This is a genomic window from Streptomyces sp. NPDC037421, assembly GCF_055602105.1.
Window position 1 is genome coordinate 355,899 of record NZ_JBVJWV010000002.1, and the last position, 22,805, is coordinate 378,703.

A 22,805-nucleotide genomic window follows, 5' to 3' on the forward strand; every position below is an offset into this window, starting at 1 on the left:
GCGAGGGCCCGGAGCAGAAGATCGGATTCTTTCCCGATAGTGGGATCCATCGGCTCGTGCGCGGGCGTACGCTGATCTCCCGAGCCGGCCTGGGGGGTACGAGCCATGACGGAACGCCGGACCCGCACACGGCGCGCTCTCTTCGAACGCGAAGCCGAACTCCTCGCCGTGGACGAGGCACTGGACCGGCTCACCGGATCCGGCCCCGACACCGGCGGCGGCCTCCTCGCACTCTCGGGCCCGGCCGGCCTCGGCAAGACCACCCTGCTCGCCGAAGTACGCCGCCGCGCCCTCGCCCGCTCCTGCACCCTGCTCGCCGCACGCGGCGGCGAACAGGAGCAGACCCAGCCCTTCCACGTCGCCCGGCAGCTCGTCCAGCCCCAGCTGGCCGGCCGCCCGGAGGCCGAACTGCGCGCCGCGCTCGGCAGCTGGTACGCCATCGTCGGCCCCGCGCTCGGCCTGTGCGCCCCCGCCCAGGGCGCCCCGCCCGACCCGCAGGGCCTGCGCGACGGGCTCGACTGGGTCCTGACCCACCTCACCGTCCATCGGCCCCCCGTCGTCCTCGTCCTGGACGACGCCCACTGGGCCGACCCGGAGTCCCTCGGCTGGCTCGCCGGCTTCGCCCCGCGCGCCGAACACCTCCCCCTGCTCCTCGTCACCGCCTACCGCCCCGACGAACTCCCCGCACACGCCGAGGCCTTCCGCACGCTGCCCGGCCGCGCCGGACAACGCCCCCTCAGCCTCGCCCCGCTCAGCGCGGACGCCGTCTCCACCCTGGTCCGCGAGACCGTCGGCGCGCACGCCGAGGACGCCTTCTGCCGCGAGGCCTGGGCCGTGACCACCGGCAACCCCTTCGAGGCCGTCGAACTCACCGCCAAGGTCCGCGCCAAGGGACTCGACCCCGTCGAGGCCAGCGCCCCGCTGCTGCGCGACCTCGCCGCCGCCCAGCGCGGCAGCGGGCTCGTCGCCCGCCTGCACAGCCTCGGCCCCTCCACCGTCCGCTTCGCCTGGGCCTGCGCCGTCCTCGGCACCGCCATCCCGCGGCGCATCGCCGCCCGCGTCGCGGTCCTCGGCGCGGAGGAGGCCGCCGACGCCACCGTCCGGCTCCGCGACGCCCGCATCCTGTCCGCCCCGCCGGCGGAGGCCGGACCCGGCGAAGCCGAGGACACCGGACTGGAGTTCGTCCACCCGCTCATCGCCACGGCCATATACCGGGCCATCCCCGACGCCCTGCGCGTCGCCCTGCACGGCAAGGCCGCCGCGGCCGTCGTCGACGCCGGGCTCGGCTCCTCCGCCGCCGCCCGCCACCTGCTGGAGACCCAGCCGGAGAACGACCCCTGGGTGGTGCGCACCCTGCGCGAGGCCGCCGCCGAGAACCTCCGGGCCGGCGCCCCCGAAGCCGCCCGCCGCCAGCTCGCCCGCGCCCTCGAAGAACCCCCGGACTTCGACGAACGCGCCGCCGTCCTCTACGAACTGGGCTGCGCCTCCCTGCTCACCGAACCCGCCAACACCGTCAACCACCTGCGCGCCGCCCTCGCCGAACCCTTCGACGACCCCGCACTGCGCCAGGGCATCGTCATCAGGCTCGCCCAGGTCCTCGCCCACAGCGACCACCTCGCCGCCGCCTCGGAGCTCCTCGGCCGCGAGATCCCGCGCACCCACGACGCCCGCGCCCGGCTGCGCCTGCAGTCCGAGCAGTTCATGTGGGACGCCTTCAACGCCGCCGAACCCGACTCCCCGGCCCGCTCGCGCCGCCTGGCCCGCCTCGCCGACCGCCTCCCCGGCCGCGACCTCACCGAGCGCTACGTCATCGGACTGCGCGCGTGGGACGCCTGCCTGCGCGGAGAACCCCTCGACGTGGTCCTCCACCACGCCGACCGGGTCCTGCGGGAACCCTTCAGCTGGGCCCACGAGGACCGCGGCTTCGAGGTCCCCGTGCTCGCCGCCATGGTCCACATGTACGCCGACCGGCCCGGGCGCGCCGAGGAGCTCTTCGAGGAGGGCACCGCCGAGTTCGAACGCCAGGGCTGGCACGGCGCCCACCTGTCCTTCGCGTACAGCCTCCGCGCCTACCTCCGCTACCGCCGCGGACGGCTCGTCGAGGCCGAGGAACTGGCCCGGGCCGGACTGCGCCTCGCCGAGCGCGTGGGGCGGCGCACGCCCGTGCACTGGTACGCCATCGCCATCCTCCTCACCACCCTCGTCGCCCGGGGCCGGACCGACGAGGCCTGGGGCCTGGCGCGGGAGCACGAGTACGGGGAGCCCTTCCCCGCCGCCGTGGTCTTCCCCGACTCGCAGACCGTGTACGCCGAACTGCTGCTGGCCGGCGGCGACCGGAAGGCGGCCGCCGCCGAACTGGAGGCCGTCGAGCGGCGGCTGACCCCCCGCGGCATCCAGAACCCTGCCTGGTGCCCCTGGCGGCTTCTCCTGGCCCGCGCCGTCGCCCCCGAGGACCCCGCCAGGGCCCGCGCCCTGACGGCCGAGGCCGTCCGCCGCGCCCGCGCCTTCGGTGCGCCCTCCGCCATCGGCCAGGCCCTGCGCGTCGCGGCGGAGGTGGCGGCCCCGCAGGACCGCGCCGATCTGCTGCGCGAGGCCGTCGCCCTGCTGGAGGACTCCCCGGCCGCCTACGAACTGGCCCGGGCGCTGGCCGCGCTGGGCACCGAACTCCAGGACCCCGGGCTGCTCGCCCGCGCCCGCCTCACCAGCCGCGAATGCGGCGCCGACGCCCTGGAGGCGAGTACCGCCCTGGCCCTGGAGTCGTTCGCCCAGCGCGCGAGCTGAGTCCCAGGGGACGCCAGGGGGCAGGGTGGACCCCATGGACCACCTCACCCGGCTCGACATCTTCCGCAGCGAGGCGGCGGCCTTCGACAAGGCCGTCCGCCGGGCGGCCGACGGCGGGCGGGAGGCACCGCCGGTGCCCTCCTGCCCCGGCTGGTCGGTCGCCGACCTCGTCGGACACCTCGGCAGCGTCCAGCGCTACCTCGCGCACATCCTCCGGGAGCGGCTCACCGAGCCCTGCGACCCCACGGACCCGGAGCTCTACGCACTCCCCGCCGACCCGGCCGTACGGGCGGCCTGGCCGGTGCCGGACCGGACCCCGCACCGGGGGCCCGTGCCCGAGGAGCTGTTCGACTGGTCGGCGGCGGCCGCCCGGGACCTGGTGACGCTGCTGCGCGAACTGGGCCCGGACGTACCGGTGTGGACCTGGTCGGCGGACGGTGACCGCACCAGCGGCTTCTGGATCCGGATGCAGACCGTCGAACAGGCCGTCCACCGCTGGGACGCCGAAGCCGCCACGGGGGACCCGGCCCCCTTCGACCCCGTCCTCGCGGTGGACTCCGTGGCCCAGGCCTTCGAGGTGATGGCCCCCGCCCGGCGGGTCATGCGGCCCGCCCCGCCCGGCGCGGGGGAGCGCTACCGCTTCCGCCGCACCGACGGCCCCGGCACCTGGACGGTGGCGTTCGACGGCGACGAGGTCCGGCTCGACCCCGACGGCACCGCCCCCGTCCACGTCGAGGCGGCGGGCACCGCCTCCGACCTGATGCTGTTCCTCTGGCAGCGGCTCCCCGCCGAGGCACTGCACGTCACGGGTGACAGCGCACTCCTGGAGCGCTGGTTCACCCTCGTCCCGCCGGTCTGAACGCCGCCGCCCGCTACCCCCGCAGCGCCGCGACCGCCGCCAGCTCCGCCGGCGCGAGCGGAGGCTCCGTCAGCTGCGTCCGGCGCGGCCCCAGGAGGGCCGCCAGCAGCACCGGCGGAGTGAACAGCCGGGTGGCGGGCCGCTCCAGGGTCATCACGTCGGTCACCGCCCGGGCCACCCGCCCGTTGCCGGTGCTCGTGCGCATCAGCCGCCGTACGTAGGCGGCGGCGGCCCGCTCGGCCGCCGTCGGGCCGTTCTCGGTGGCCCCCGGGTAGAAGACGTCGTTCCCCGTGGACAGCGCCCAGGCGGCGGCCACCGGCCCGGCGAGGGCCTTCTGGGCGCGGGCGGCGAGCCGCTCGTCGGACAGGCCGTACCGGGTGACGGCGGCCCGCAGGGCGAGGGCGCTCTGCGCCGCCACCGACATCCCGTGCCCGTACACCGGGTTGTAGGCGGCGACCGCGTCCCCGAGCACCAGGAACCCCGCCGGCAGCGCGGCCTTCTCGTAGTGGTGCCTGCGGTTGACGGTCGTACGGGTGAGCACCACGTCCGTCAGCGGCTCCGCCCCGGCGATGAGCTCGCTCACGATCGGGTGCCGCAGCGCCCGGGCGAAGTCCCCGAAGGCCTCCGGGTCCCTGCCGGGTTCGCCGCCGCGCGTCCCCGACAGGGTGACGAGCCAGCGGTCGCCCTCGATCGGGACCAGGGTCGCGGACCGGCCGGGACCGGCCTGGCGGGGATCGGCCGCCTGGACGTTCACGATGACCGGGAAGGCCTTCCCGAGGTCCTCCGGGGCCCGGAAGATCCGGCTGGCGTAGACGAGCCCGGGGTCGACCGTCCGGACGGCGGCCCCGGGCACCCCGAACTCCTCCAGCCACAGCGGCGTACGCGAGGCCCGCCCGGAGGCGTCCACCACCAGGTCCGCGTCCAGGACCCGCTCCACGGCGTCCTCCCCGCGCACCCGGACCCCGGTGACGCGCCGGGCGCCGCCCGCCAGGCCCAGCACCTCGGTGCGGTCGGTGACGGTGACGTTCGCCAGCGCCGCCACGGCCCGGCGGACGTGCCAGTCGAGCAGGTCGCGGCTGGCGATGAGCACGTAGTGGGACTCCCGCGCCCAGCGGCGGAACCAGCCCTCGGGAGAGAAGCCGACCATGTTCGTGGGCAGCGAGATCCGGTGGGCCCCGTCCTTCATCAGCGCACCGATGGTGCCGGGCAGCAGGGAGTCGACGGCCGCGGCCCCGCCGGACCACAGCAGGTGCGCGTGGTGGGCCTGCGGGAGCCCCTTGCGGGGGAACGGCCCGTCGGGCAGCGCGTCCCGCTCGACGACGACGACCTCACCGGAACCGGCCCCGGCGAGCGCGGCGGCCGTGAGCATGCCGGCCAGGCTGCCCCCGATGACGACCGAGGTGTGCCGGCCGGGCGACCGCGGTGTACTGCTCATGGCCTCACGCTCTCTGGGTGGTCTGACGGCCCGGACCGGGCGCGGAAGGAGGAGACGGCGGGGGACCGGCGCAGGGCCTTGGCCACCGCGACCAGGTCCGGCGCCGCCGCCGGGCCCGGTACCGGTGCCGATGCGTCCTCCGGCTCGGCCCAGGCGCCGCCGCGCAGGGCCGTGACCGCCGCGACCACGGCCACCGCCTCGGCGGTTGCCGCCGCCCGCTTCGGCGCCTCGCCCCGCGCCCGGGCCTCGGCGAGCGCCCGTTCGCGGATCCCGGGGTCGAGGTACGGCTGGAGCCGCAGCAGCCCGTCGCTGATCTGGGTCCTGCGCTGGACCAGCCGGCGGCTGATGGGCGACCGCCGGGGCAGCCGCATCGAGGCGGTGTCCAGGTCCGCCAGCTCCCGCACGAACGGGGCCAGGCACCGGTAGTGGTAGTAGTCGGTGCACAGCCCCTGGAGCGCCTGGCCCGCGTGGGGCAGGATGAACCCCACGGCGATGAACAGGGCGCACACGGAGGCGATGGGCGGGGCCACGTACGTGCTGAGCCAGTCCAGGTCGTGGCCGTTCCAGCGGGCGAACACCGCCGTGAGCTTCACGGTGTCGTAGCAGAGGTTCAGGATGAACCCGATGACCAGGAGCACCAGGCCGGCGCGCAGCCAGCCCGCGACCTCCCGCAGCCAGGACCAGGTGACGGCGGCGGTGATGGCGCAGGCGGTGGTGTGGGCCCCCAGGTAGAGCATGATGTGCTCGCGCATCCAGGGGGTGTTGGCGTAGTACGTGTCCAGGTCCCGCAGCCGCTCGACCGGTACGTCGGCGAACGCGAAGGTGATCCACAGGCCGGCCACCACGGCCGAGTAGACGACGCCGATGGTCCAGCTGGTCCGGCGCACCAGCCGGGGATCGCCGCCCCGCCAGTGGATGATCATGATCAGGCAGGAGGCGCAGAACATCGTGAGCAGCGTGTAGACCAGTGGCGCCGCGAAGTTGCTGACGCCCGTGGCGCTGTTCAGCAGCACCAGGGTCTTCGGCCGGCCGAAGTAGAAGACGGCCGAGGCCAGCAGGAGCAGGCCGCCGACCGAGCGCACGTTGGGGTCGATCCGCCAGAACCTCATCATGACCGGGAGGCGGATCGCGAAGGCCAGGGTGAGGATCGCCGCCGGTATGAGGTACGGGATGTAGTACTTGTCCGAGGTCACCGTCAACCGATCGGTCCGCGGTAGCCCAGGGCGTTGCCTATCCGGCCGGCGACGTCGCTGCGGCGGGCGGCCCCGGCCGCGTCGCCGCCCGTCAGCCACGGCCGGCACCTGTCCCCGAGCATCAGCCCGAAGCTCTCGGCCTCGATCTCCTGCGCGTCCTCGTAGTGGGACCTCGCGGCGACGCTGGCGTACGTCAGGTCCGAGGCGTCGGGCAGGGAGCGCGCGGCGTCGGCCGCCCCGCCCCCGTGGCCGGTGCAGTGGCCGGCCTTCATGTGCCACAGCTCGTGCCCGAGGATGACCAGTTGGTGGTCGGGCGTCGTGTACTTCTCCACCACGACGATGTCGTAGTCCTCCATGTTCAGCCACAGGCCCGAGGTGGTGAGCCCGGACGGGAAGCGCTCGAAGCGCAGCACGATCGGGCGGCCGCCGCGGGTGCGGCTCATGGCGTCGCACAGGGCGCGGAAGAGGGTCTGCGGCTCGACCGGCGCCTCCAGGTCGAGCGAGGAGGTCAGCGCGGTGCACAGCTTGCGCATCGAACGGGACAGGTTCACCGGACCACCTCGGAGGAGAGGATTCCGGTGATCATGCCCAGGAGCAGCGTCTCCTGTGTGCGGGTGAGGGCTCTGCCCCGGGTGGAGATGGAGACCAGCCCGTACTGGTTCGTGAGGTCGGCCATCAAGTCGCCCGATCGGTAGTTGAGGGATTCGACCGCGGGCCACAGGGCCCTGTTCACCGCCTGGGCCGGCGTGTCCGTCAGGAAGGTGATGTCACGGCCGAAGAAGGCCGCGAACTCCTCGCAGTGCAGCAGGTGCGGCGGTTTCCCGCCCGACACCAGGTCGCCGACCCAGCGGGGGTCGGCGCCGATGGCCGCCGCGATCTCCGCGACCGCGTACGGCTGTCCCCGGGTGTCGGGCGAGACGGCGTACAGGAAGGCCGCGCGACGGCGGACGGTCTCCTCGGTCTCCTCGGGCGTGGGGTCGGCGAACTCCTCGCCGCGCAGCAGCGCCGCCGTCACCTCCACGGGGACGCCGGTCCGCTCGGAGAGGGACACCGCGTCGAGGATCTCGTCCACGTCCAGTCGTCTCTCCGCGGCGAGCGCCCGGATCCGGGCGAGCGTCGTGGTGAGGGCAAGCGGCGGACCGCCAACGGGGACAGTCATCTGTCTGTGCTCCCATACGTCCGAAGGGCAGATCCGTCTGCGCACCGGGGACGACGGTAGGTCCCCCCGGGCCACAAGATCCCCAGCATCGGGCTGATCGTTGTCGAATCGAAAACGATCGATGACCGGCGGTTGGGGACGCACAGCAAGATACAGCCAGTGCGGCGGCCTGTGGCGGGAAAGGGCGCATGCCCGCAGCTCATCGAGCCGGCCCGCCCCACTGGTAAGGAGTACGCGGCGGAACCGCCCCATACCCGCAGGTCCGACAGCCCGGGCCGTCCTCCGGCCCGGCCCTCCGGCGACCTCACGCCCCGGCCCCCGGCCCTCCCGGGACTCCTCCGGCGCCCCCTCCCGCCGCCGCCGCGCCCCGCTGCGCCGGGAGGGAGCCCCCGGCGCCGGAAAACCCGCGCGGCCACGTACCATGGCGGCATGTCCTTCCTCCGCCGCCACCGCGCCGCCACACCCGCGGGCCCGGACTTCGACGTCCTGGCCATGGACCCGGGGGACTGGCCGGGCAACCTCGGGGCCGGGCTGCTGCCCGCGCCCGACGGCAGCTGCCAGGGCGTCTTCCTCCGCTACGACCTGTTCGGCGGCCGCGGCCCCGCGATGATCATCGGGAACCTTCCCGAGGGGTCCCCGGCGCGCGAGCTCGCCGAGGGCCAGGTCCCCTTCGAGGTGGCCCAGCTCCTCGACGCCCTGGAGAACGACGAGGACGTCGAGGTCACCGGGACCGAGGACTGCCCCGTCATGCAGGGCGACAACCTCCTCATCGTCCGCAAGGTCAAGCTCTCCGAGGGCCGGATCTCCTGCGTGCAGTTCGACCGCAGCGACAACGTCCTCGTGACGATCGCCAGCTGGGACCGCCCGATCACCGACGACCTCTACGCGCTGCTGAAGCCGCTCCCCGCCGAGCTCTTCCAGCAGGGCTAAGGCGTGTCCGCGATGTCGTTCGCCGCGACGTAGCCGAACGTCATCGCGGGCCCGATCGTCGATCCGGCCCCCGCGTAGCTGTGGCCCATCACCGCCGCGCTCGCGTTGCCCGCCGCCCACAGGCCCCGGATCACCGATCCGTCCGCCCGCAGCGCCCGCGCCCGGGCGTCCGTGACGATACCGCCCTTGGTGCCCAGGTCGCCCGGGACGATCCTGAACGCGTAGAACGGCGGCGCCCAGACCGGGGCCAGGCACGAGTTCGGCACCACGTTCGGATCCGTGTAGTAGTGGTCGTACGCCGTGTCCCCCCGGTGGAAGTCCGCGTCGTTCCCGCTCCACGCCTGCGCGTTGAAGCGGTTCAGCGTCGCTCGCAGCGCGGCCGCCGGCACCCCGATCTGCCCGGCGAGCGCGTCCCAGGTCCACGCCTTCCGCGCCGCCCCCGACTCGAACCACGCGTCCGGGAAGGGCAGGGTCGGCAGGATGTCCTTGAACAGGTACTTGTTGCGGTAGTTCTGGTCCACGATCAGCCATGCCGGGATGTGCGAGCCCGCCGCGCCGCGGTCCCTCTCGTACATCACGTGCACCACGTCGCTGTACGGCGCGGCCTCGTTCACGAAGCGGGTGCCCGCCCGGTTCACGATCAGACTGCCCGGCAGGGTCCGCTCCGCCAGGCAGAAGTACGGCTCCCCGGGCAGCGGGATCGACGGCCCCCACCAGGCGTCCTCCATCAACGCCAGCGCGGCGCCCGCCCGTTGCCCCGCCCGGATCCCGTCCCCGGTGTTCTCCTTCGCGCCCACCGACCACTGCGTGCCGATCGGCTGCTGCTGGTACTGGGCCCGCATCTGCGCGTTGTGCTCGAAGCCGCCCGAGCCGATCACCACGCCCCTGCGGGCCCGTACGACACCCCGTACGCCCTCCTTCTCCACCACGACCCCGGTGACCGCCCCGCCCTCCTGGACCAGGTCGACCAGCGGGCTGTTCAGCCACACCGGCACCCGCGCCCGCAGCAGCCCGGCCCGCAGCCCCGCGGCCAGCGACTGACCCATCGTCAGCGGTTTCTGCCCGAGCAGCGCGGCCTTCGTGCCGCGCGCCAGGCACTCCGTGGACACCGCGAGCCCCTTCGCGCTGACCGCCGCGAGGTTCAGCCACTTGTAGTCCTGGCTGAACACCACCATGCCGGCGGGCACCGGCATGTACGCCGGGTTCAGGCGCGCCAGTTCGGCACCCAGTATGTTGCCGTCGATCTGGTCCGGCTCGATGGAGCGGCCGTTCGGCAGCCCGCCCGGCAGGTTCGGGTAGTAGTCGCTGTAGCCGTCCATGAAACGGAACCTCAGCGGGCTGTTCGCCATCACGAAGTCCAGCATCCGGGGGCCGTTGTCCAGGAACGCCCGCTGCCGGTCGGCCGGAACCTCCGGCCCCACCACCGCCGACAGGTACGCCGCCGCCTTCTCCGGGGTGTCCGGCACCCCCGCGCCCAGGATCACCGAGTTGTTCGGCAGCCAGATCCCCGCGCCGGAGCGCGCCGCGGAACCGCCGAACGTCGGGGCCTTCTCCACCACCAGCACGCTCAGCCCCCGCTCGGCCGCGGTCAGGGCGGCCGTCATCCCCGCCGCCCCCGAGCCGACCACGACGACGTCGTACTCGCCGAGCGGGCTCTCGGCGGCCCGAGCGGCCGCACCCGGCAGCACGGCGGCGGCGAGCACCCCGGCCCCCGTCCCGGCGAGGACCGCCCGGCGGGAGGGGAGGGCGGGACGCGGCCGGTCGGGGCTCTCGGTCATGGGCAGGGGCTCGGTCACGGGTATGGCCTCGGTCATGGACGGGCTCCAGCGGGGTGGGAGGACGGGAGGGCCGAACCGGCATTTCTGATGCCGAGTCAGAGAAACTGTTCGCGGGATCATGTGAAGTCAAGTCACGCGCGCGCACAACCGCCCCGACCCCGGACAGGCCGAATCCCGTGCCCCGCACACTGGGTGTGCGGCGCACGGGATCCGTACGGGCCGGACGGGCGGGCGGTCAGCGGGTGCCGACCGCCGCCCGGACCGCTCTACGGGCCATACCCGCGTCGTCGTGCAGGCGGCGCAGCAGAAGGCGCTGCTCCTCCCCCGAGGAGAGTGCGCCCAGCGGCAGCGGCTGGGCCGGAGCCGACGCCAGCATGGAGCGCTGCACCGCCGTCTCGCACATCCGGATCTCCCGCGTCAGCACCAGCATCAGGTTGACCAGGAAGGCGTCCCGCGCCGCCGGGCCGGCCGACTGCGCCAGCCGGCTGATCTGGCCGCGCGCCGCCGGGGCGTCACCCAGTACCGTCCACAGCGTGGCGAGGTCGTAGCCGGGCAGGTACCAGCCGGCGTGCTCCCAGTCGAGGAGCACCGGACCGGCCGGGGACAGCAGCAGGTTCGACAGCAGCGCGTCCCCGTGGTTGAACTGCCACGGGATGCCCGCCGGCCGCAGCCCGTGCAGCAGCTTCTGGAGGTCGCCGAAGTCCCGGTCGGTCAGCAGGCCCAGCTCGTGGTCACGCGAGATCCGCCGCACGTAGTCCACCGGATGCCCGAAAAGATCGGCCGGCGGCCGCCACTGGTTCACCCGGCACACCGCTCCCAGCGCGGCCCGTACGTCGGTCCGCGGCGGCGCCTCCACCGGGTGCCGCTGGAGCGCGGCGACCCGGCCCGCCATCCGTTCCACCACCAGTACGCAGTTCTCCGGGTCCGCGGCGATCAGCCGGGGCACGCGGACCGGCGGGCGGTGCCGGACGAAGGTCCGGTACGTCCCTATTTCGTGCCGGTACCGCTCGCGCCACTCGGGCGAGTGGTCCAGTAAAACCTTCGCCACGGCGGTCATCCGTCCGGTCGTCCCCACCAGGAGGACCGACCGGCCGCTGCGCCGCAGGACCTGGACCGGCGCGAACTCCGGACAGATGCGCTGCACCGACGCGAGCGCGGTGCGCAGCTGCGCCCCCTGCGGCCCGGACAGGTCGATTCTTCCGCTGAGCGGCTGCGGTCCGCCGCCCGGCATCCGCCGTGCCCGTACGGCGCCCTGCGCCGGTACCGGCTGGCGGCCGGGTTCGAGGTAGGAGCCGCCCCCCGCCTGGAGGGTGCGGTGCTGGCGGACCGGGGCGGACACGGAGGACGTTGCTGCGTACATGGCGTTTACGGTTCCCTTCGTGCGCCGACGAGTGCGTACGCCGCCCCGCCGGATCCCGTACTTCACCCTGGGGAGTTCCGCCGGTGAACCGGGTCGGGGAGGCGCATTCCTACCTGACACCCGCCCGCAGGTGGCGAACCACGGGGCGGCGGGTGGCGAACCCTGGCGAATAGTCGCTGGGCATCTGACGGGCAGCTACTGTCAACTCAGCCGAGAACCTGGGGGCTTGACGTGAGCAAAGGTCCAAACACCCGTCTGAACGACCTGTTCGGCCTGGCCGGCTGGTCGAAGGGCGAACTCGCGAGGATGGTGAACCGGCAGGCGGCCGCGATGGGCCACCACCAGCTGGCCACCGACACCTCGCGGGTGCGGCGCTGGATCGACATGGGGGAGACCCCTCGCGAACCGGTGCCCACGGTACTGGCAGCACTGTTCACCGAGCGGCTCGGTCGTGTCGTGACCATCGAGGACCTCGGGTTCGTACGGCAGCGGCGCACCACCAAACGGCAGCCGGACGGGGTTCAGGAGAACCCCGACGGAGTGCCATGGGCGCCCGAACGCACAGCCGCGGTCCTCACCGAATTCACGGGAATGGACCTCATGCTCAACCGTCGCGGCCTGATGGGCGCGGGAGCCGCGCTCACCGCCGGCTCAGCCCTCAGCAACGCCATGTACGACTGGCTGCACACCGAGCCCGCCGGCGCCAAGAACGCGAAGACCTTCGGCGACCCCTACCAGGCCGATCCGGCGGGCTACGACCGCTACGAGGCCGCGCCCATCGGCTCCCAGGAGATCGAGGCCCTGGAGCGCTCCGTCGAGGTATTCCGGGCCTGGGACGCCTCCAGAGGCGGCGGGCTCCAGCGGAAGGCCGTCGTGGGCCAGCTGAACGAGGTCGGCGGCATGCTGGCCTACCACCACCCGGACCACCTCCAGCGCAGGCTGTGGGGGGTGGCGGCCAACCTGGCGGTGCTGGCGGGCTGGATGTCGCACGACGTGGGCCTCGAACCGACCGCGCAGAAGTACTTCGTCATCGCCGCGCACGCGGCCCGCGAGGGCGGCGACCGGCCCCGCGCCGGCGAGGCCCTCTCCCGCGCCGCCCGCCAGATGGTCCACCTCGGCAAGCCGAACGAGGCCCTGGACCTGATGAAGCTGGCGCAGTCCGGCTCCGGCGAGCAGACCCTGCCGCGCACCCGCGCCATGCTGCACACCATCGAGGCCTGGGCCCAGGCCGCCATGGGCAAGGGCCAGGCCATGCGCCGCACCCTGGGCGAGGCCGAGGACCTCTTCGTGTCCGACAAGGGCGACGTACCGCCGCCCTCGTGGATGCAGCACTTCGACGAGGCCGACCTGCACGGCATGCAGGCCCTCGCGTACCGCACCCTCGCCGACCACGACGCCTCGGCGGCGCCCATCGCGGCACGGCACGCGCGGGAGGCGCTGCGGCTGCGCGGAGACGGCTACCAGCGCTCGCAGATCTTCGACTACATCTCCATGGCCTCGGCCTGTTTCATCGCGGACGACCCGGAGCAGGCGGACCGCTACGCCCGCCTCGCGCTGGTGTCGATGAACGAGACGTCCTCGCACCGGACATGGGACCGGCTCCGCGAGATGTACCGGCTGACCGGCCAGTACGCCGGGTACGCGGGCATCGGGGACCTGCGCGAGGAGATCAAGCTGGCCCTCCCCAACAGCCCCGCCCCCGTCGCCCGCGGAGCGGAGGTCTAGGGGGTGTCCGGCGGATCAGGGCCGGACACCCCCTAGGGGTCAGGTGTCGCCGCGCGCCGGACGGGCACGGCAGGGGGCCGGAAACGACAGCGAAGGAGGGGCCGTGCCTCACCGGCGCGGCCCCTGGAATGCCCGGACTTCCCTACCGCCGTCAGCCGCCGATCCGGGCGACCAGGACGCAGGCGTCGTCCTCCCGCTCGCTCTCGCCGAACTCCTCCGTGACCATCCGTACGCAGTCCCGCGCCGACCGGGCCTCCGAGAACCTCGGCGCGAGCGCCAGCAGCCGCTCGGTACCGTCCGCCCGGCTGAACTCGATGCTCCGCGGGGTCAGTCCGTCCGTGTGCAGCACGAGTACGTCGCCCAGTTCGAGCCGTTCCTCGGCCTGCCCGTACACGGCTCCGGAGGTGGCTCCGAGCAGCACCCCCTCCGGGGGTTGGAGGGCCCGGCCCTGGCCGCGCCGGAAGAGCAGGGGCGCGGGGTGCCCGGCCTGGGCCCAGGAGAGCACCCGGCGGGCGGGGTCGTACCGGCAGCAGACGGCCGAGCCGAGGGCCGGCTGCACGGAGGTCTCCAGCAGCTGGTTGAGCCAGCCCATCAGCGGTCCGGGCTCGATCCCGGCCATGGCCATCCCGCGCAGGGCGCCGAGCATCATCGCCATCCCGGAGGTGGCGCTCACCCCGTGCCCGGTCAGGTCGCCGACCGTCAGCAGGGAGCGGCCGTCGGGCAGTTCGAGGGCGTCGTACCAGTCGCCGCCGATCAGCGCGCTGGTCGCGGAGGGCAGGTAGTGCGCGGCCACGTCCATCGTGCCCGCGTTCTCGTGCGGGAACCGCAGGGAGCCGCGCCACGGGGGGAGCACGGCTTCCTGCAGCTCGACCGCCAGCCGGTGTTCGGTCTGCGCGATCTCCCGCTGGCGCTGGAGCGAGTCCCGTGACTCGCGCACCGCCCGCTGGCTCCGACGCAGTTCACTCACGTCCCGCAGCACCGCCCACATGGAGGCCGTGCAGCCGTCGGAGTCGAGCACCGGCTCGCCCCTCATGTGCAGCGTCCGGACCCGCCCGTCGGCGCGGACGATGCGGAACTCACCGTCTATGGGCTTGCCGTCGACCAGGCAGTCCGTGACCATCGAGGTCATCAGGGGCTGGTCCTCGGAGAACAGGGTGGAGCCCAGCTCGTCGAGCGGCAGCGGGCCCGCCTCGGGCGGCCGCCCGAAGATCTGGAAGAGCTCCTCGGACCAGGTGACCTCGTCCGTCAGCAGGTTCCACTCGGCGCTGCCGACGCGGGTCTGCCGGTCCTCCTGGGTGGCCTCCGGGGCCGCCAGGGGGAGTTCGGCGGGCTCGGGAGCGGGCGGCAGCCCCTCCTTGAGCTGGCCGAGGTGCTGGCCGAGGTCGTCGAGGTGGTGCACGGCGAGGTCGCACAGAGCCCGCTGCCAGCGGCCCTGGGCGTCGTCGTCGTCCACGACGGTGTCGCGGCGCACGGCGTCCACCTCGCCGCGCAGCCGGCGGGTCTGCGAGATCAGTGCGTCCACCGATCCCGGCTCGGGCGGCTGCGCGGGACGGTCCGCGTACAGGTGGGACGGCATGATGACTCCGATGCAGGCGCGGCGATACAGACGCGGCTCGGCCAGGTCCCGGAGGACGACCGGTGACGGCTGTGGACCGACTACGACTGTGGCACAGCCGCAGAGTGCCTGTAAGGCGTTTGGCAACATCCGTAACGGTCTTGCTCGGGGCATATGCCGAAGGCCTCCCGGTTACCTCCCGTCCGTACGAACATTTCCGGTCAGCCGTGGTTGTCGTTCCTGCGCCGTTCCTGCCCGCTCCGGGCCGCGTTCACGCCGTATCCGGCCGGAGTCCACCGCTCCGTCACACCGTCAGCGGCACCGGGTGGATCTCGTCGGCGGGGTGTCCCGCGCGCTCGTGGATCCGGCGGATCGCGTCCGCCGAGGGGGCCTCGGACAGGCAGTAGACCTCGCCGGAGGCGGGGTCCGCCCAGGCCCGCTCGAACTGCACCTTCTCGTCCGCCTGGATCGCCAGGTCCGCCCGGTGGGCGGCCATCAGCTCGTCCGCCGTGATGCCCTTCATCCCGTGGTGGACATCCATGTACTTGGCCACCGCGAACACCTCCTCACGTGTCGCGACGTGTACGGGTCTGCTTCCATCGTGCGCCCGCGGCCGGAAAAGGGCCCTCCGGCGGGCGGCGGTCGATCGTACGGTCGACGTGTACGAGCCGCCCGCACCCCGGATCCCGTCCGCCGCCGCGGTCATCGGCCCGTCAGGGGCACCACTCGAACGAAGGACCCCGTTCCGCACCGCGCTTCCCACCTCTCCCGGTGATCGCTACCCTACGTGTCGGTAATGAGCCGGGGGAGGTCCGTTCCGCGGACCCTGGGAGCGTTGGGGACACGACCAGATGACCGAACAGAGCAGCGCCCCGACGGGGCGGAGCCGCCGCTCCTTCCTGACCCACCTCGTCGCGGCGCCCACGCTGGCCCTGGTCACCCGGGCCGGGGCCGACCTGCTCGCCCCCCAGGCCGCGCACGCGGTGATACCGACCCTGCCCGCCATCGCCGACATCGTGGACCTGGGCGACCTCTTCATCCTGGCCGGCGCACCCACTTCGGCCCTGCTGGCGCTCGCCGTGGAGACGGACGGCACCGTCCGCTTCCGGCTGCCGCGCGAGGAGGTCGGCCAGGGCCTCACCACGGCCGTGGCCATGCTGGTCGCGGAGGAGCTGGACGCGCCGCTGGACACGGTCCGGGTGGAACTGGACGACGCCCGCCCCGAGCTGCTGTTCAACCAGCTCACCGGCTCCTCCAACTCGATCCGCTCGCTCTACGGGCCGGTCCGCCAGTGCGCCGCCACCGCGCGGGCCCGCCTGGTCGCCGCGGCCGCCGCCCGCTGGGGCCTCTCCGCCGCCGCGCTGACCACCGCGAACGGCGCCGTACGGGCCCCCGACGGCCGCACCGCGGGCTACGGCAGCCTCTCCGCGGCCGCCGCCTCGCCCGGCCTGCTCGTCCTCGGCGCCTCCCCGAAGCCGGCGGCCCGGCACGCCCTCATCGGCACCCCGACCCGGCGGATCGACGCCCGCGCCATGGTCACCGGCGCCCAGAAGTACACCCTCGACCTCGACGTACCGGGCGCCAAGCCCTGCGTGGTGCGCCGCCCGCCCTCCGTCGGCGGCACCGTCCGCGCCGTCAGCAACCTCGCGGCGGTCCGGGCCATGCCGGGCGTCCTGGACGTGGTGACCGTCAAGACCGGCGTCGCCGTCGTCGCGGAAACGTTCGGGCAGGCCCTCACCGCCAAGGCCGCCCTCACGGTCGACTGGGGCCCCGGCCCGGCCGACCAGCTCTCCGACGCGCAGATCCGTACGAAGCTGCGCGCCGCCACCCCGCCGCTGCTGGTGCCGCCGCTGCTCACCCCGTACGTGGACGCCGAGTTCGACTTCGCCTTCGTCAGCCACGCCCCGATGGAGACCAACTCGGCCGTCGCCGACGTGCGGGACGACCGGGCCGAGATCTGGTCCGGGCTCAAGTCCCCCATCGTCGCGCGGGAGACCATCGCCGCCGAGCTCGGACTGCCGCTGGACAGGGTGAAGGTGCACGTGGTCCAGGCCGGCGGCTCCTTCGGAAGGCGGCTGTTCTTCGACGCGGCCCTGGAAGCCGCCCGGGTCTCCAAGGCCTGCCGCCGACCGGTCAAGCTCATGTGGACCCGCGTGGACGACACCCGGCACGGGCGGATGCGCCCCGCCACCCACCACCGGATCCGGGCCACCCACCTGCTCGGCGAGGTCCTCAGCTTCGAGCACCGGGTGGCCGCCGCCGAGACCGACTTCCGGCACGGACTCGGCGAGATCATCACCGCCACCGCCGCCAGCCTGCCCTCCGGCATCGGCAACGCCACCCTCGCCCAGACCCTGTTCCTCACCACCGTGAAGTCCCCGTACCACTTCGGGCTCACCACCCAGGTCCTGACCGAGGTGCCGACGGGCATCCCCACCGGGTCCTGGCGCTCGGTCTACTCGGCCAACACCCGCGGCGCCGAGGAGATCATGGTGGACGAACTCGCCGCGGCCACCGGCAAGGACCCGTACCGCTTCCGGCGCACCTTCCTCAAGACCGACGCGCAGCGCGCGGTGCTCGACAAGGTCGCCACCGAGGGGCAGTGGGGCCGCGCCGTGCCGGCCGGCTGCGCGCAGGGCATCGCCTTCCACGAGGAGTACAAGTCGCGCACCGCCTGCCTGGTGGAGATCGACACCCGCGACCCGGAGCGCGTCCGCGTCACCAAGGCGGTCATCGCCGTGGACGTGGGACTGCCCGTCAACCCCCGCGGGCTGGAGGCCCAGATGATCGGCGGGCTCACCGACGCGATCTCCACCACCCTGCGGGCGGGGCTGCACCTGGACAAGGGTCTTCCACTGGAAGGCAGTTACAGCCAGTTCCACTGGGCGCAGCAGCGCGACACCCCGCGTGACGTACGGGTCTTCGTACTCCCGGCCACCGGCAGCGAGCCGGGCGGCGCGGGCGAGCTCGGGGTGCCGGCCGCCGTGGGCGCCATCGCCAACGCCTGGGCCCGGGCCACCGGTTCCAAGCCCCGCAGCTTCCCCCTCGACTTCGACGTCGACTTCACCCCCTATCCGCGCTGACCGCTGGAGTACGCCGCCGTGCCTCTGCACACCTTCATAGTCAACGGCCGGAGCGTCACCGTCGACGCCCCCGACGACCTGCCCCTGCTGTGGGTGCTCCGCGACATGCTGGGCGTCACCGGCCCCAAGTACGGCTGCGGGGTGGACGTCTGCAAGGCCTGCACCAGCCACCTCGACGGCGTCGACGTCCGCCCGTGCGTGGTGCCCGTGTCCGCCTGCGCGGGCAAGCGGGTCACCACCATCGAGGGGCTGGCCGACGGCGACCGGCTGCACCCCGTCCAGGAGGCCTGGCTCGAACAGGACGTCGCCCAGTGCGGCTTCTGCCAGCCCGGGCAGATCATGGCCGCCGTGGCGCTGCTGAAGCGGACCGGCGAACCCACCGACGAGGACATCGACGCCATCGCCAACATCTGCCGCTGCGGCACCTACTTCCGCATCCGCGAAGCCATCCGCGCCGCGGCCGCCAGGATGTGACGGCCGCGGCGCGGGGGCGGGGAGGGGGAGGGGGCTGCGGTCAGGCCAGCAGCTTCTGCTTAGCCTTCTGGAACTCCTCCTCGCTCAGCTCGCCCTTGGCCTTGAGTTCGGAGAGCTTGAACAGGTCGTCGGCGCCGGCCTTCGCGGGAGTGGCCGAGCCGGCGGTCTCCCGGATGTAGGTGTTGAACGCCTCCTGCTGCGCCTGCGCGTGCTTGATCTCCCGCCTGCCCATGTCCTTGCCGCGGGCGATGACGTACACGAGCACGCCCAGGAACGGGATCAGGAAGAGGAAGAGCAGCCAGGCGGCCTTGACCCAGCCGCTCATCTCGTGGTCGCGGAACACGTCGACCACGACCCTGAAGAGCAGGATCAGCCACATGACCCACAGGAAGATCCACATCACGGTCCAGAACGCGCCCAGCACCGGGTAGTCGTAGGCCAGGTCGACAGCTGCGTGCACGGCCGTCTCCTTCCGTCGGGGCGGCCGCCGGGTTCGGGAAGACCGTGCGGTGGCCGACCCGATCACCATCGCAGCGGCCCCGCAAGATCGCCACTGGGCCGTACGGCGTAACGCCTCGCCCCGGGACATAGCCCGATAGTGCCTGCTATCCGGTGGAAATGGATGATTATGCCGGGATGAGGCGAATCAATGCGAAACGCGTGCTGGTCGGTGAACCCCTCGACACCGCGCGCCTGGGCGAGACCCTGCTGCCCAAACGGCTCGCGCTGCCGATCTTCTGCAGCGACCCGCTCTCCTCCGTGGCCTACGCCACCGAGGAGATCCTGCTGATCCTCGCCCTCGGCGGAGTCGCCCTGCTCCACCTCACCTGGTACGCGGCCGCCGCCATCGTCTTCCTGCTGGTCGTCGTCGTCGCCTCCTACCGGCAGACCTGTCATGCCTACCCCGGCGGCGGGGGCGCCTACATCGTCAGCTCCGAGAACCTGGGGCCGGCCGCCGCCCTCACGGCCGCCAGCGCCCTGCTCGTCGACTACGTGATGACCGTCGCCGTCTCCGTCGTCTCCGGGGTCGCCGCCATCACCTCGGCGATCCCCTCCCTCAGCGACCACGAAGTCGCCCTGTCCGTGGGCTTCGTGGTGCTGCTCACCCTGATGAACCTGCGCGGCGTGCGGGAGTCGGGGCGCGTCTTCGCCATCCCCACCTACGGGTTCGTCCTCGTCATCTACGTGATGTTCGCCGTCGCCGCCGTCCGGCTCGCCACCGGCGACACCATCCGGGCCGAGTCCGCCCACCTCCCGATCACCGCCGCCGGCACCTACACGGGCCTCGCCGTGGTGCTCCTCGCCATGCGCGCCTTCGCCTCCGGCTGTACGGCCCTCACCGGCGTCGAGGCCATCAGCAACGGGGTCCCCGCCTTCCGGAAGCCCAAGGCCGAGAACGCCGCCACCACCCTGGCAGCCATGGGCGCGCTCTCCGTGACCATGTTCGCCGGCATCACCGTCCTGGCCATGGCCTACCAGGTGCACGCCGCCGCCGACCCCACCGAACTGGGCCTGCCCCCCGGCACCCCGATGTCCACCGCGCTGGCCCAGATCGGCCGCGCCACCTTCGGGAGCTGGCACTTCCTCTTCTACCTGCTCCAGGCCGTCACCGCCGGCGTCCTGATCCTCGCCGCGAACACCGCCTTCAACGGCTTCCCGATGCTGGCCTCGATCCTCGCCAAGGACCGGTACGCGCCCCGCCAGCTCTTCAACCGCGGCGACCGTCTCGTCTACTCCAACGGCGTCGTCCTGCTCGCGCTCGCCGCCATCGCGCTGATCGTCGCCTTCGACGCCCAGCTCACCCGCCTCATCCAGCTCTACATCATCGGCGTCTTCGTCTCCTTCACCCTCTCCCAGTCCGGGATGGTCCGGCACTGGAGGCGCGAACTCGCCTCGTCCGCCACGCCCCGGTCGGAACGCGTCCACATCCACCGCCGGCTCGCCATCAACGCCGTCGGCGCCGTCATGACGGCCCTGGTCCTCGTCATCGTCCTGATCACCAAGTTCACGCACGGGGCCTGGCTGGTCGTCATCGCGATGCCCGCCCTCTTCCTCGGCATGAAGGGGGTGCGCCGCCACTACGACCGGGTCGCCCGCCAGGTGGCCGTGGCCCCCGGGGCCAGACCCCGCATGCCCTCCCGCCACCACGTCGTCGTCCTCGTCGCCAACGTGCACGCCCCGACCCTCAAGGCCCTCGGCTACGCCCGGGCACTGCGGCCCGACAGCCTCACCGCCCTGTCCGTCGCCGCCGACGAGGAGGACGCCCGGCAGCTGCGCGAGGCCTGGGCCGAGCACGACCCCGGCATCCCGCTCAAGGTGCTGCACTCCCCCTACCGGGAGGTCGTCGGGCCGGTCCTGGAGTACATCGAGGAGGCCGCGGCCGCCGAGGGGACGGACGCGCTCTCGGTGGTCATCCCGGAGTACGTGGTCGGGCACTGGTGGGAGCAGCCCCTGCACAACCAGAACGCGCTGCGGCTGAAGGCGCGGCTGCTGTTCACCCCGGGGATCGCGGTGATCGACGTGCCGTACCTGCTGGAGTCGGCCCGGCATGGGGAGCCGCAGGGGCGGTAGCCCCGGCGGGGGAGGGGGCCTGGGCCGCCGCCGCGTGGGCCAGGGCCAGTTCCACCACGTGCGCCGGGTCCGAGAGCGCGCGGCCGGTGAGCCGCTCCAGCCGGCGCAGCCGGTTCGAGACGGTGTTGCGGTGGCAGTACAGCCGCTGCGCGGCGTGCGTGGTCGAGCCCTGGCAGGTCAGCCAGGTGCCCAGCGTGGTCAGCAGCAGCCTGGCGTCCTCCGCGGGCAGCTCCAGCACCGGCCCCAGCACCACCCGCCGCAGCCGGGCGGCGAGTTCGGGATCGGCCGCCACCAGCGCCGCCGGGAGCCGCTCGTCCAGCAGGGCGGTACCCGGCGCGGCGGACGGCGGGGCGGTGCGCAGGGCGAGGACCGCCAGCCGGCGGGCCCCGGCCAGCTCGGCCGGGGTCCCGACCACCGGGCTGACCCCGGCGTGCACGGCGAGCGGGGCCAGCAGCGCGCGCAGGGACTCCAGCGGCTGGAGGCCCAGGTCGGCGAGGCCCGTCTCCCCGTCGGCCCGTACCCGCCAGAGCAGCCGGGGGGAGCCGGGCCCCGTGCCCGGTCCGCCGTCCGGCCGGGACGGGCCGCCGGGGCCGGCCGGCCCGAGCGCGACCACCGCGAAGCGCCCCCGCTCCGGCAGCCCCAGCTGCGCCGCCGCCTCCGCCGCCGGGCCCGGGCCCTCGAACAGCGCGTCCAGCAGGGCGGCCCGGCGCTCGCGTTCGCGCCCGCCCCGCTCGGCCTCGGCCAGCCGGTACGCCTCCGAGGCGGCCTCCGTCATCTGGTCCAGTACGTCCCACAGCGCGCCCGCCCCCGGCAGCAGCCGCGGCAGCGCCGCCCGGTCGTGCGCGGCGACCGCCTCGGTCAGGCTCTGCCACAGCAGCCGCCCGCCGTACCGGTAGGTCCGCCGCAGGGATTCGAGCGGCAGCCCCTGCCCGGCGCGCAGGGCGCCGGTGGCCCGGGCGCCGGCCAGTTCGACGGGCAGCCCCCGGGAGCTGCGGACCAGGCCCTCGACGGCCTGGTGGAGGGTGTGGTGGATCCGCTCGCGCAGCTCGGCCCGCCCGGTCAGGGCGGCGTAGGCGGGATCCTCGGTCAGCGTCCGGTCGGTGAGCCGGTCCGCCGCGACGGCGATCCGGCGGCTCAGGTCCTCGCGTATCTCCTCGATGATCCGGTCCATGACGGGCAGGGTGACACGGGAGACGGGGCCGTGGGGAGGCTTCGGAGTCCGGTGGTCCGGTCCGCCGGTCTGCGCAGAGTACTGTGGATGCAGTGCTTACGAGCACGCGCCCCTACCGCCGCAACCCCCGGGAACGCCCATGCGCCAGAATCCGCAGCGCCGAGCCGCGCTCCTCGACGCCGCCATCGAGGTCCTGGCCCGCGAGGGCTCGCGCGGCCTTACCCTGCGCGCCGTGGACGCCGAGGCCGGGGTGCCGACCGGCACCGCCTCCAACTACTTCGCCAACCGGGGCCAGCTGCTGGTGCAGATACTGCACCGCACCCGCGAACGCCTCACCCCCGGACCCGAGGAGCTGGCCGGCCCCCTCGACACCGAGGTGCTGCTCGGCCGCCTCCTCGGCCGGATCCGCCGCGAGCGCAGCGTCCACACCGCCGTGCTGGAGCTGCGCCTGGAGGCCACCCGCAGGCCCGAGCTCCAGGCGGAGCTGTCCGCCTTCCTCGCCGCCGAGCTGGAGGAGAACATCGCCTGGCACCTGGACGCGGGCCTGCCCGGGGACCGGGCCGGCGTGGCACTGGTCTACTTCGCGATGCAGGGCCTGATCGTGGACGACCTCACCATCCCCGCCCTGCTCGAAGCCCACCCGGTGGACGACCTCCTCCGGGTGATGGTGGAGCGCCTGCTCCCGGAGCGGCCCGCCGGCTGACTGACGCGGCGGCGGGGGAGCGCCGGAA

The 22,805-nt window shown here is 73.7% G+C and carries 18 protein-coding genes; 8 read left to right on the top strand and 10 right to left on the bottom strand.

Annotated elements, in window-relative coordinates; all coding sequences use genetic code 11:
* Window positions 1–105 precede the first annotated feature (105 nt).
* Entirely contained in the window at window positions 106–2,781 is a 2,676-nt protein-coding gene (locus ACZ7IF_RS05100) for an ATP-binding protein (RefSeq protein ID WP_470963208.1), read from the top strand.
* Window positions 2,782–2,815: 34 nt separating this feature from the next.
* Window positions 2,816–3,640, top strand: coding sequence for a maleylpyruvate isomerase family mycothiol-dependent enzyme (locus ACZ7IF_RS05105; RefSeq protein ID WP_470963211.1), 825 nt, complete (start codon window positions 2,816–2,818; stop codon window positions 3,638–3,640).
* Window positions 3,641–3,653: 13 nt separating this feature from the next.
* Here the strand turns inward: ACZ7IF_RS05105 and ACZ7IF_RS05110 are convergent, their stop codons facing one another.
* The 4 genes from ACZ7IF_RS05110 to ACZ7IF_RS05125 are packed head-to-tail and all read right to left on the bottom strand — an operon-like array spanning window position 3,654 to window position 7,427.
* A complete protein-coding gene (locus ACZ7IF_RS05110) occupies window positions 3,654–5,075 on the bottom strand; it encodes a pyridine nucleotide-disulfide oxidoreductase (RefSeq protein ID WP_470963214.1) in 1,422 nt (473 codons plus the stop codon).
* Window positions 5,072–6,268 (bottom strand): MAB_1171c family putative transporter, encoded by a 1,197-nt coding sequence (locus ACZ7IF_RS05115; RefSeq protein WP_470963217.1) that lies wholly within the window; start codon window positions 6,266–6,268, stop codon window positions 5,072–5,074. The genes ACZ7IF_RS05110 and ACZ7IF_RS05115 overlap by 4 nt, the downstream gene beginning before the upstream one ends.
* A 2-nt stretch (window positions 6,269–6,270) precedes the next feature.
* The gene (locus ACZ7IF_RS05120) at window positions 6,271–6,801 is read right to left on the bottom strand and encodes a toxin-antitoxin system, toxin component (RefSeq protein ID WP_470963493.1); all 531 of its coding nucleotides are present in this window, start codon (window positions 6,799–6,801) and stop codon (window positions 6,271–6,273) included.
* A 14-nt stretch (window positions 6,802–6,815) separates the two neighbouring features.
* Window positions 6,816–7,427: a hypothetical protein gene (locus ACZ7IF_RS05125; RefSeq protein ID WP_470963220.1), complete on the bottom strand. Its 612-nt coding sequence runs from the start codon at window positions 7,425–7,427 to the stop codon at window positions 6,816–6,818.
* 429 nt (window positions 7,428–7,856) lie between these two features.
* Between ACZ7IF_RS05125 and ACZ7IF_RS05130 the strand changes: the two genes are divergently transcribed.
* Entirely contained in the window at window positions 7,857–8,357 is a 501-nt protein-coding gene (locus ACZ7IF_RS05130; RefSeq protein WP_469112751.1) for a hypothetical protein, read from the top strand.
* Here ACZ7IF_RS05130 and kstD read toward each other — a convergent pair.
* Both kstD and ACZ7IF_RS05140 read right to left on the bottom strand, forming a co-directional pair.
* The gene (kstD, locus tag ACZ7IF_RS05135) at window positions 8,354–10,135 is read right to left on the bottom strand and encodes a 3-oxosteroid 1-dehydrogenase (protein WP_470963496.1); all 1,782 of its coding nucleotides are present in this window, start codon (window positions 10,133–10,135) and stop codon (window positions 8,354–8,356) included. The genes ACZ7IF_RS05130 and kstD overlap by 4 nt on opposite strands.
* 235 nt (window positions 10,136–10,370) lie before the next feature.
* Entirely contained in the window at window positions 10,371–11,495 is a 1,125-nt protein-coding gene (locus ACZ7IF_RS05140; RefSeq protein WP_470963224.1) for an aminoglycoside phosphotransferase family protein, read from the bottom strand.
* Between the two features lie 231 nt (window positions 11,496–11,726).
* On the opposite strand from ACZ7IF_RS05140, the gene ACZ7IF_RS05145 reads away from it, so the two are divergent.
* Window positions 11,727–13,220 (top strand): DNA-binding protein NsdB, encoded by a 1,494-nt coding sequence (locus tag ACZ7IF_RS05145; protein ID WP_362467350.1) that lies wholly within the window; start codon window positions 11,727–11,729, stop codon window positions 13,218–13,220.
* 151 nt (window positions 13,221–13,371) lie between these two features.
* Here the strand turns inward: ACZ7IF_RS05145 and ACZ7IF_RS05150 are convergent, their stop codons facing one another.
* Both ACZ7IF_RS05150 and ACZ7IF_RS05155 read right to left on the bottom strand, forming a co-directional pair.
* Window positions 13,372–14,796, bottom strand: coding sequence for a PP2C family protein-serine/threonine phosphatase (locus tag ACZ7IF_RS05150; protein ID WP_470963227.1), 1,425 nt, complete (start codon window positions 14,794–14,796; stop codon window positions 13,372–13,374).
* A gap of 283 nt (window positions 14,797–15,079) precedes the next feature.
* Window positions 15,080–15,328: an SCO4226 family nickel-binding protein gene (locus tag ACZ7IF_RS05155; RefSeq protein ID WP_470963230.1), complete on the bottom strand. Its 249-nt coding sequence runs from the start codon at window positions 15,326–15,328 to the stop codon at window positions 15,080–15,082.
* Between the two features lie 298 nt (window positions 15,329–15,626).
* On the opposite strand from ACZ7IF_RS05155, the gene ACZ7IF_RS05160 reads away from it, so the two are divergent.
* Together ACZ7IF_RS05160 and ACZ7IF_RS05165 are read left to right on the top strand one after the other, a co-directional pair.
* On the top strand, window positions 15,627–17,858 hold the full coding sequence (locus ACZ7IF_RS05160) for a xanthine dehydrogenase family protein molybdopterin-binding subunit (protein WP_470963233.1): 2,232 nt from the start codon (window positions 15,627–15,629) through the stop codon (window positions 17,856–17,858).
* Window positions 17,859–17,876: 18 nt separating this feature from the next.
* Window positions 17,877–18,332, top strand: coding sequence for a (2Fe-2S)-binding protein (locus ACZ7IF_RS05165; RefSeq protein WP_470963236.1), 456 nt, complete (start codon window positions 17,877–17,879; stop codon window positions 18,330–18,332).
* Window positions 18,333–18,372: 40 nt separating this feature from the next.
* Here the strand turns inward: ACZ7IF_RS05165 and ACZ7IF_RS05170 are convergent, their stop codons facing one another.
* Window positions 18,373–18,792 (bottom strand): SHOCT domain-containing protein, encoded by a 420-nt coding sequence (locus ACZ7IF_RS05170; protein ID WP_470963239.1) that lies wholly within the window; start codon window positions 18,790–18,792, stop codon window positions 18,373–18,375.
* Window positions 18,793–18,968: 176 nt separating this feature from the next.
* Here ACZ7IF_RS05170 and ACZ7IF_RS05175 point away from each other — a divergent pair, with 176 nt between their 5' ends.
* Window positions 18,969–20,903: an APC family permease gene (locus ACZ7IF_RS05175; protein WP_470963242.1), complete on the top strand. Its 1,935-nt coding sequence runs from the start codon at window positions 18,969–18,971 to the stop codon at window positions 20,901–20,903.
* On the opposite strand, the gene ACZ7IF_RS05180 is transcribed toward ACZ7IF_RS05175, so the two are convergent.
* Window positions 20,827–22,074: an RsbRD N-terminal domain-containing protein gene (locus tag ACZ7IF_RS05180; protein ID WP_470963245.1), complete on the bottom strand. Its 1,248-nt coding sequence runs from the start codon at window positions 22,072–22,074 to the stop codon at window positions 20,827–20,829. The two genes, ACZ7IF_RS05175 and ACZ7IF_RS05180, sit on opposite strands and share 77 nt — an antisense overlap.
* 139 nt (window positions 22,075–22,213) lie before the next feature.
* Between ACZ7IF_RS05180 and ACZ7IF_RS05185 the strand changes: the two genes are divergently transcribed.
* Complete coding sequence (locus ACZ7IF_RS05185; protein ID WP_470963248.1) at window positions 22,214–22,777, top strand: TetR/AcrR family transcriptional regulator; 564 nt, start codon at window positions 22,214–22,216, stop codon at window positions 22,775–22,777.
* Window positions 22,778–22,805: the final 28 nt, after the last annotated feature.

Bases quoted from the DNA above. Each gene is read 5' to 3' on its own strand.
- ACZ7IF_RS05100 (WP_470963208.1), top strand. From the start codon at position 106: ATGACGGAACGCCGGACCCGCACACGGCGCGCTCTCTTCGAACGCGAA.
- ACZ7IF_RS05105 (WP_470963211.1), top strand. From the start codon at position 2,816: ATGGACCACCTCACCCGGCTCGACATCTTCCGCAGCGAGGCGGCGGCC.
- ACZ7IF_RS05110 (WP_470963214.1), bottom strand. From the start codon at position 5,075: ATGAGCAGTACACCGCGGTCGCCCGGCCGGCACACCTCGGTCGTCATC.
- ACZ7IF_RS05120 (WP_470963493.1), bottom strand. From the start codon at position 6,801: ATGCGCAAGCTGTGCACCGCGCTGACCTCCTCGCTCGACCTGGAGGCG.
- ACZ7IF_RS05125 (WP_470963220.1), bottom strand. From the start codon at position 7,427: ATGACTGTCCCCGTTGGCGGTCCGCCGCTTGCCCTCACCACGACGCTC.
- ACZ7IF_RS05130 (WP_469112751.1), top strand. From the start codon at position 7,857: ATGTCCTTCCTCCGCCGCCACCGCGCCGCCACACCCGCGGGCCCGGAC.
- kstD (WP_470963496.1), bottom strand. From the start codon at position 10,135: ATGACCGAGAGCCCCGACCGGCCGCGTCCCGCCCTCCCCTCCCGCCGG.
- ACZ7IF_RS05140 (WP_470963224.1), bottom strand. From the start codon at position 11,495: ATGTACGCAGCAACGTCCTCCGTGTCCGCCCCGGTCCGCCAGCACCGC.
- ACZ7IF_RS05150 (WP_470963227.1), bottom strand. From the start codon at position 14,796: ATGCCGTCCCACCTGTACGCGGACCGTCCCGCGCAGCCGCCCGAGCCG.
- ACZ7IF_RS05160 (WP_470963233.1), top strand. From the start codon at position 15,627: ATGACCGAACAGAGCAGCGCCCCGACGGGGCGGAGCCGCCGCTCCTTC.
- ACZ7IF_RS05175 (WP_470963242.1), top strand. From the start codon at position 18,969: ATGAGGCGAATCAATGCGAAACGCGTGCTGGTCGGTGAACCCCTCGAC.
- ACZ7IF_RS05180 (WP_470963245.1), bottom strand. From the start codon at position 22,074: ATGGACCGGATCATCGAGGAGATACGCGAGGACCTGAGCCGCCGGATC.
- ACZ7IF_RS05185 (WP_470963248.1), top strand. From the start codon at position 22,214: ATGCGCCAGAATCCGCAGCGCCGAGCCGCGCTCCTCGACGCCGCCATC.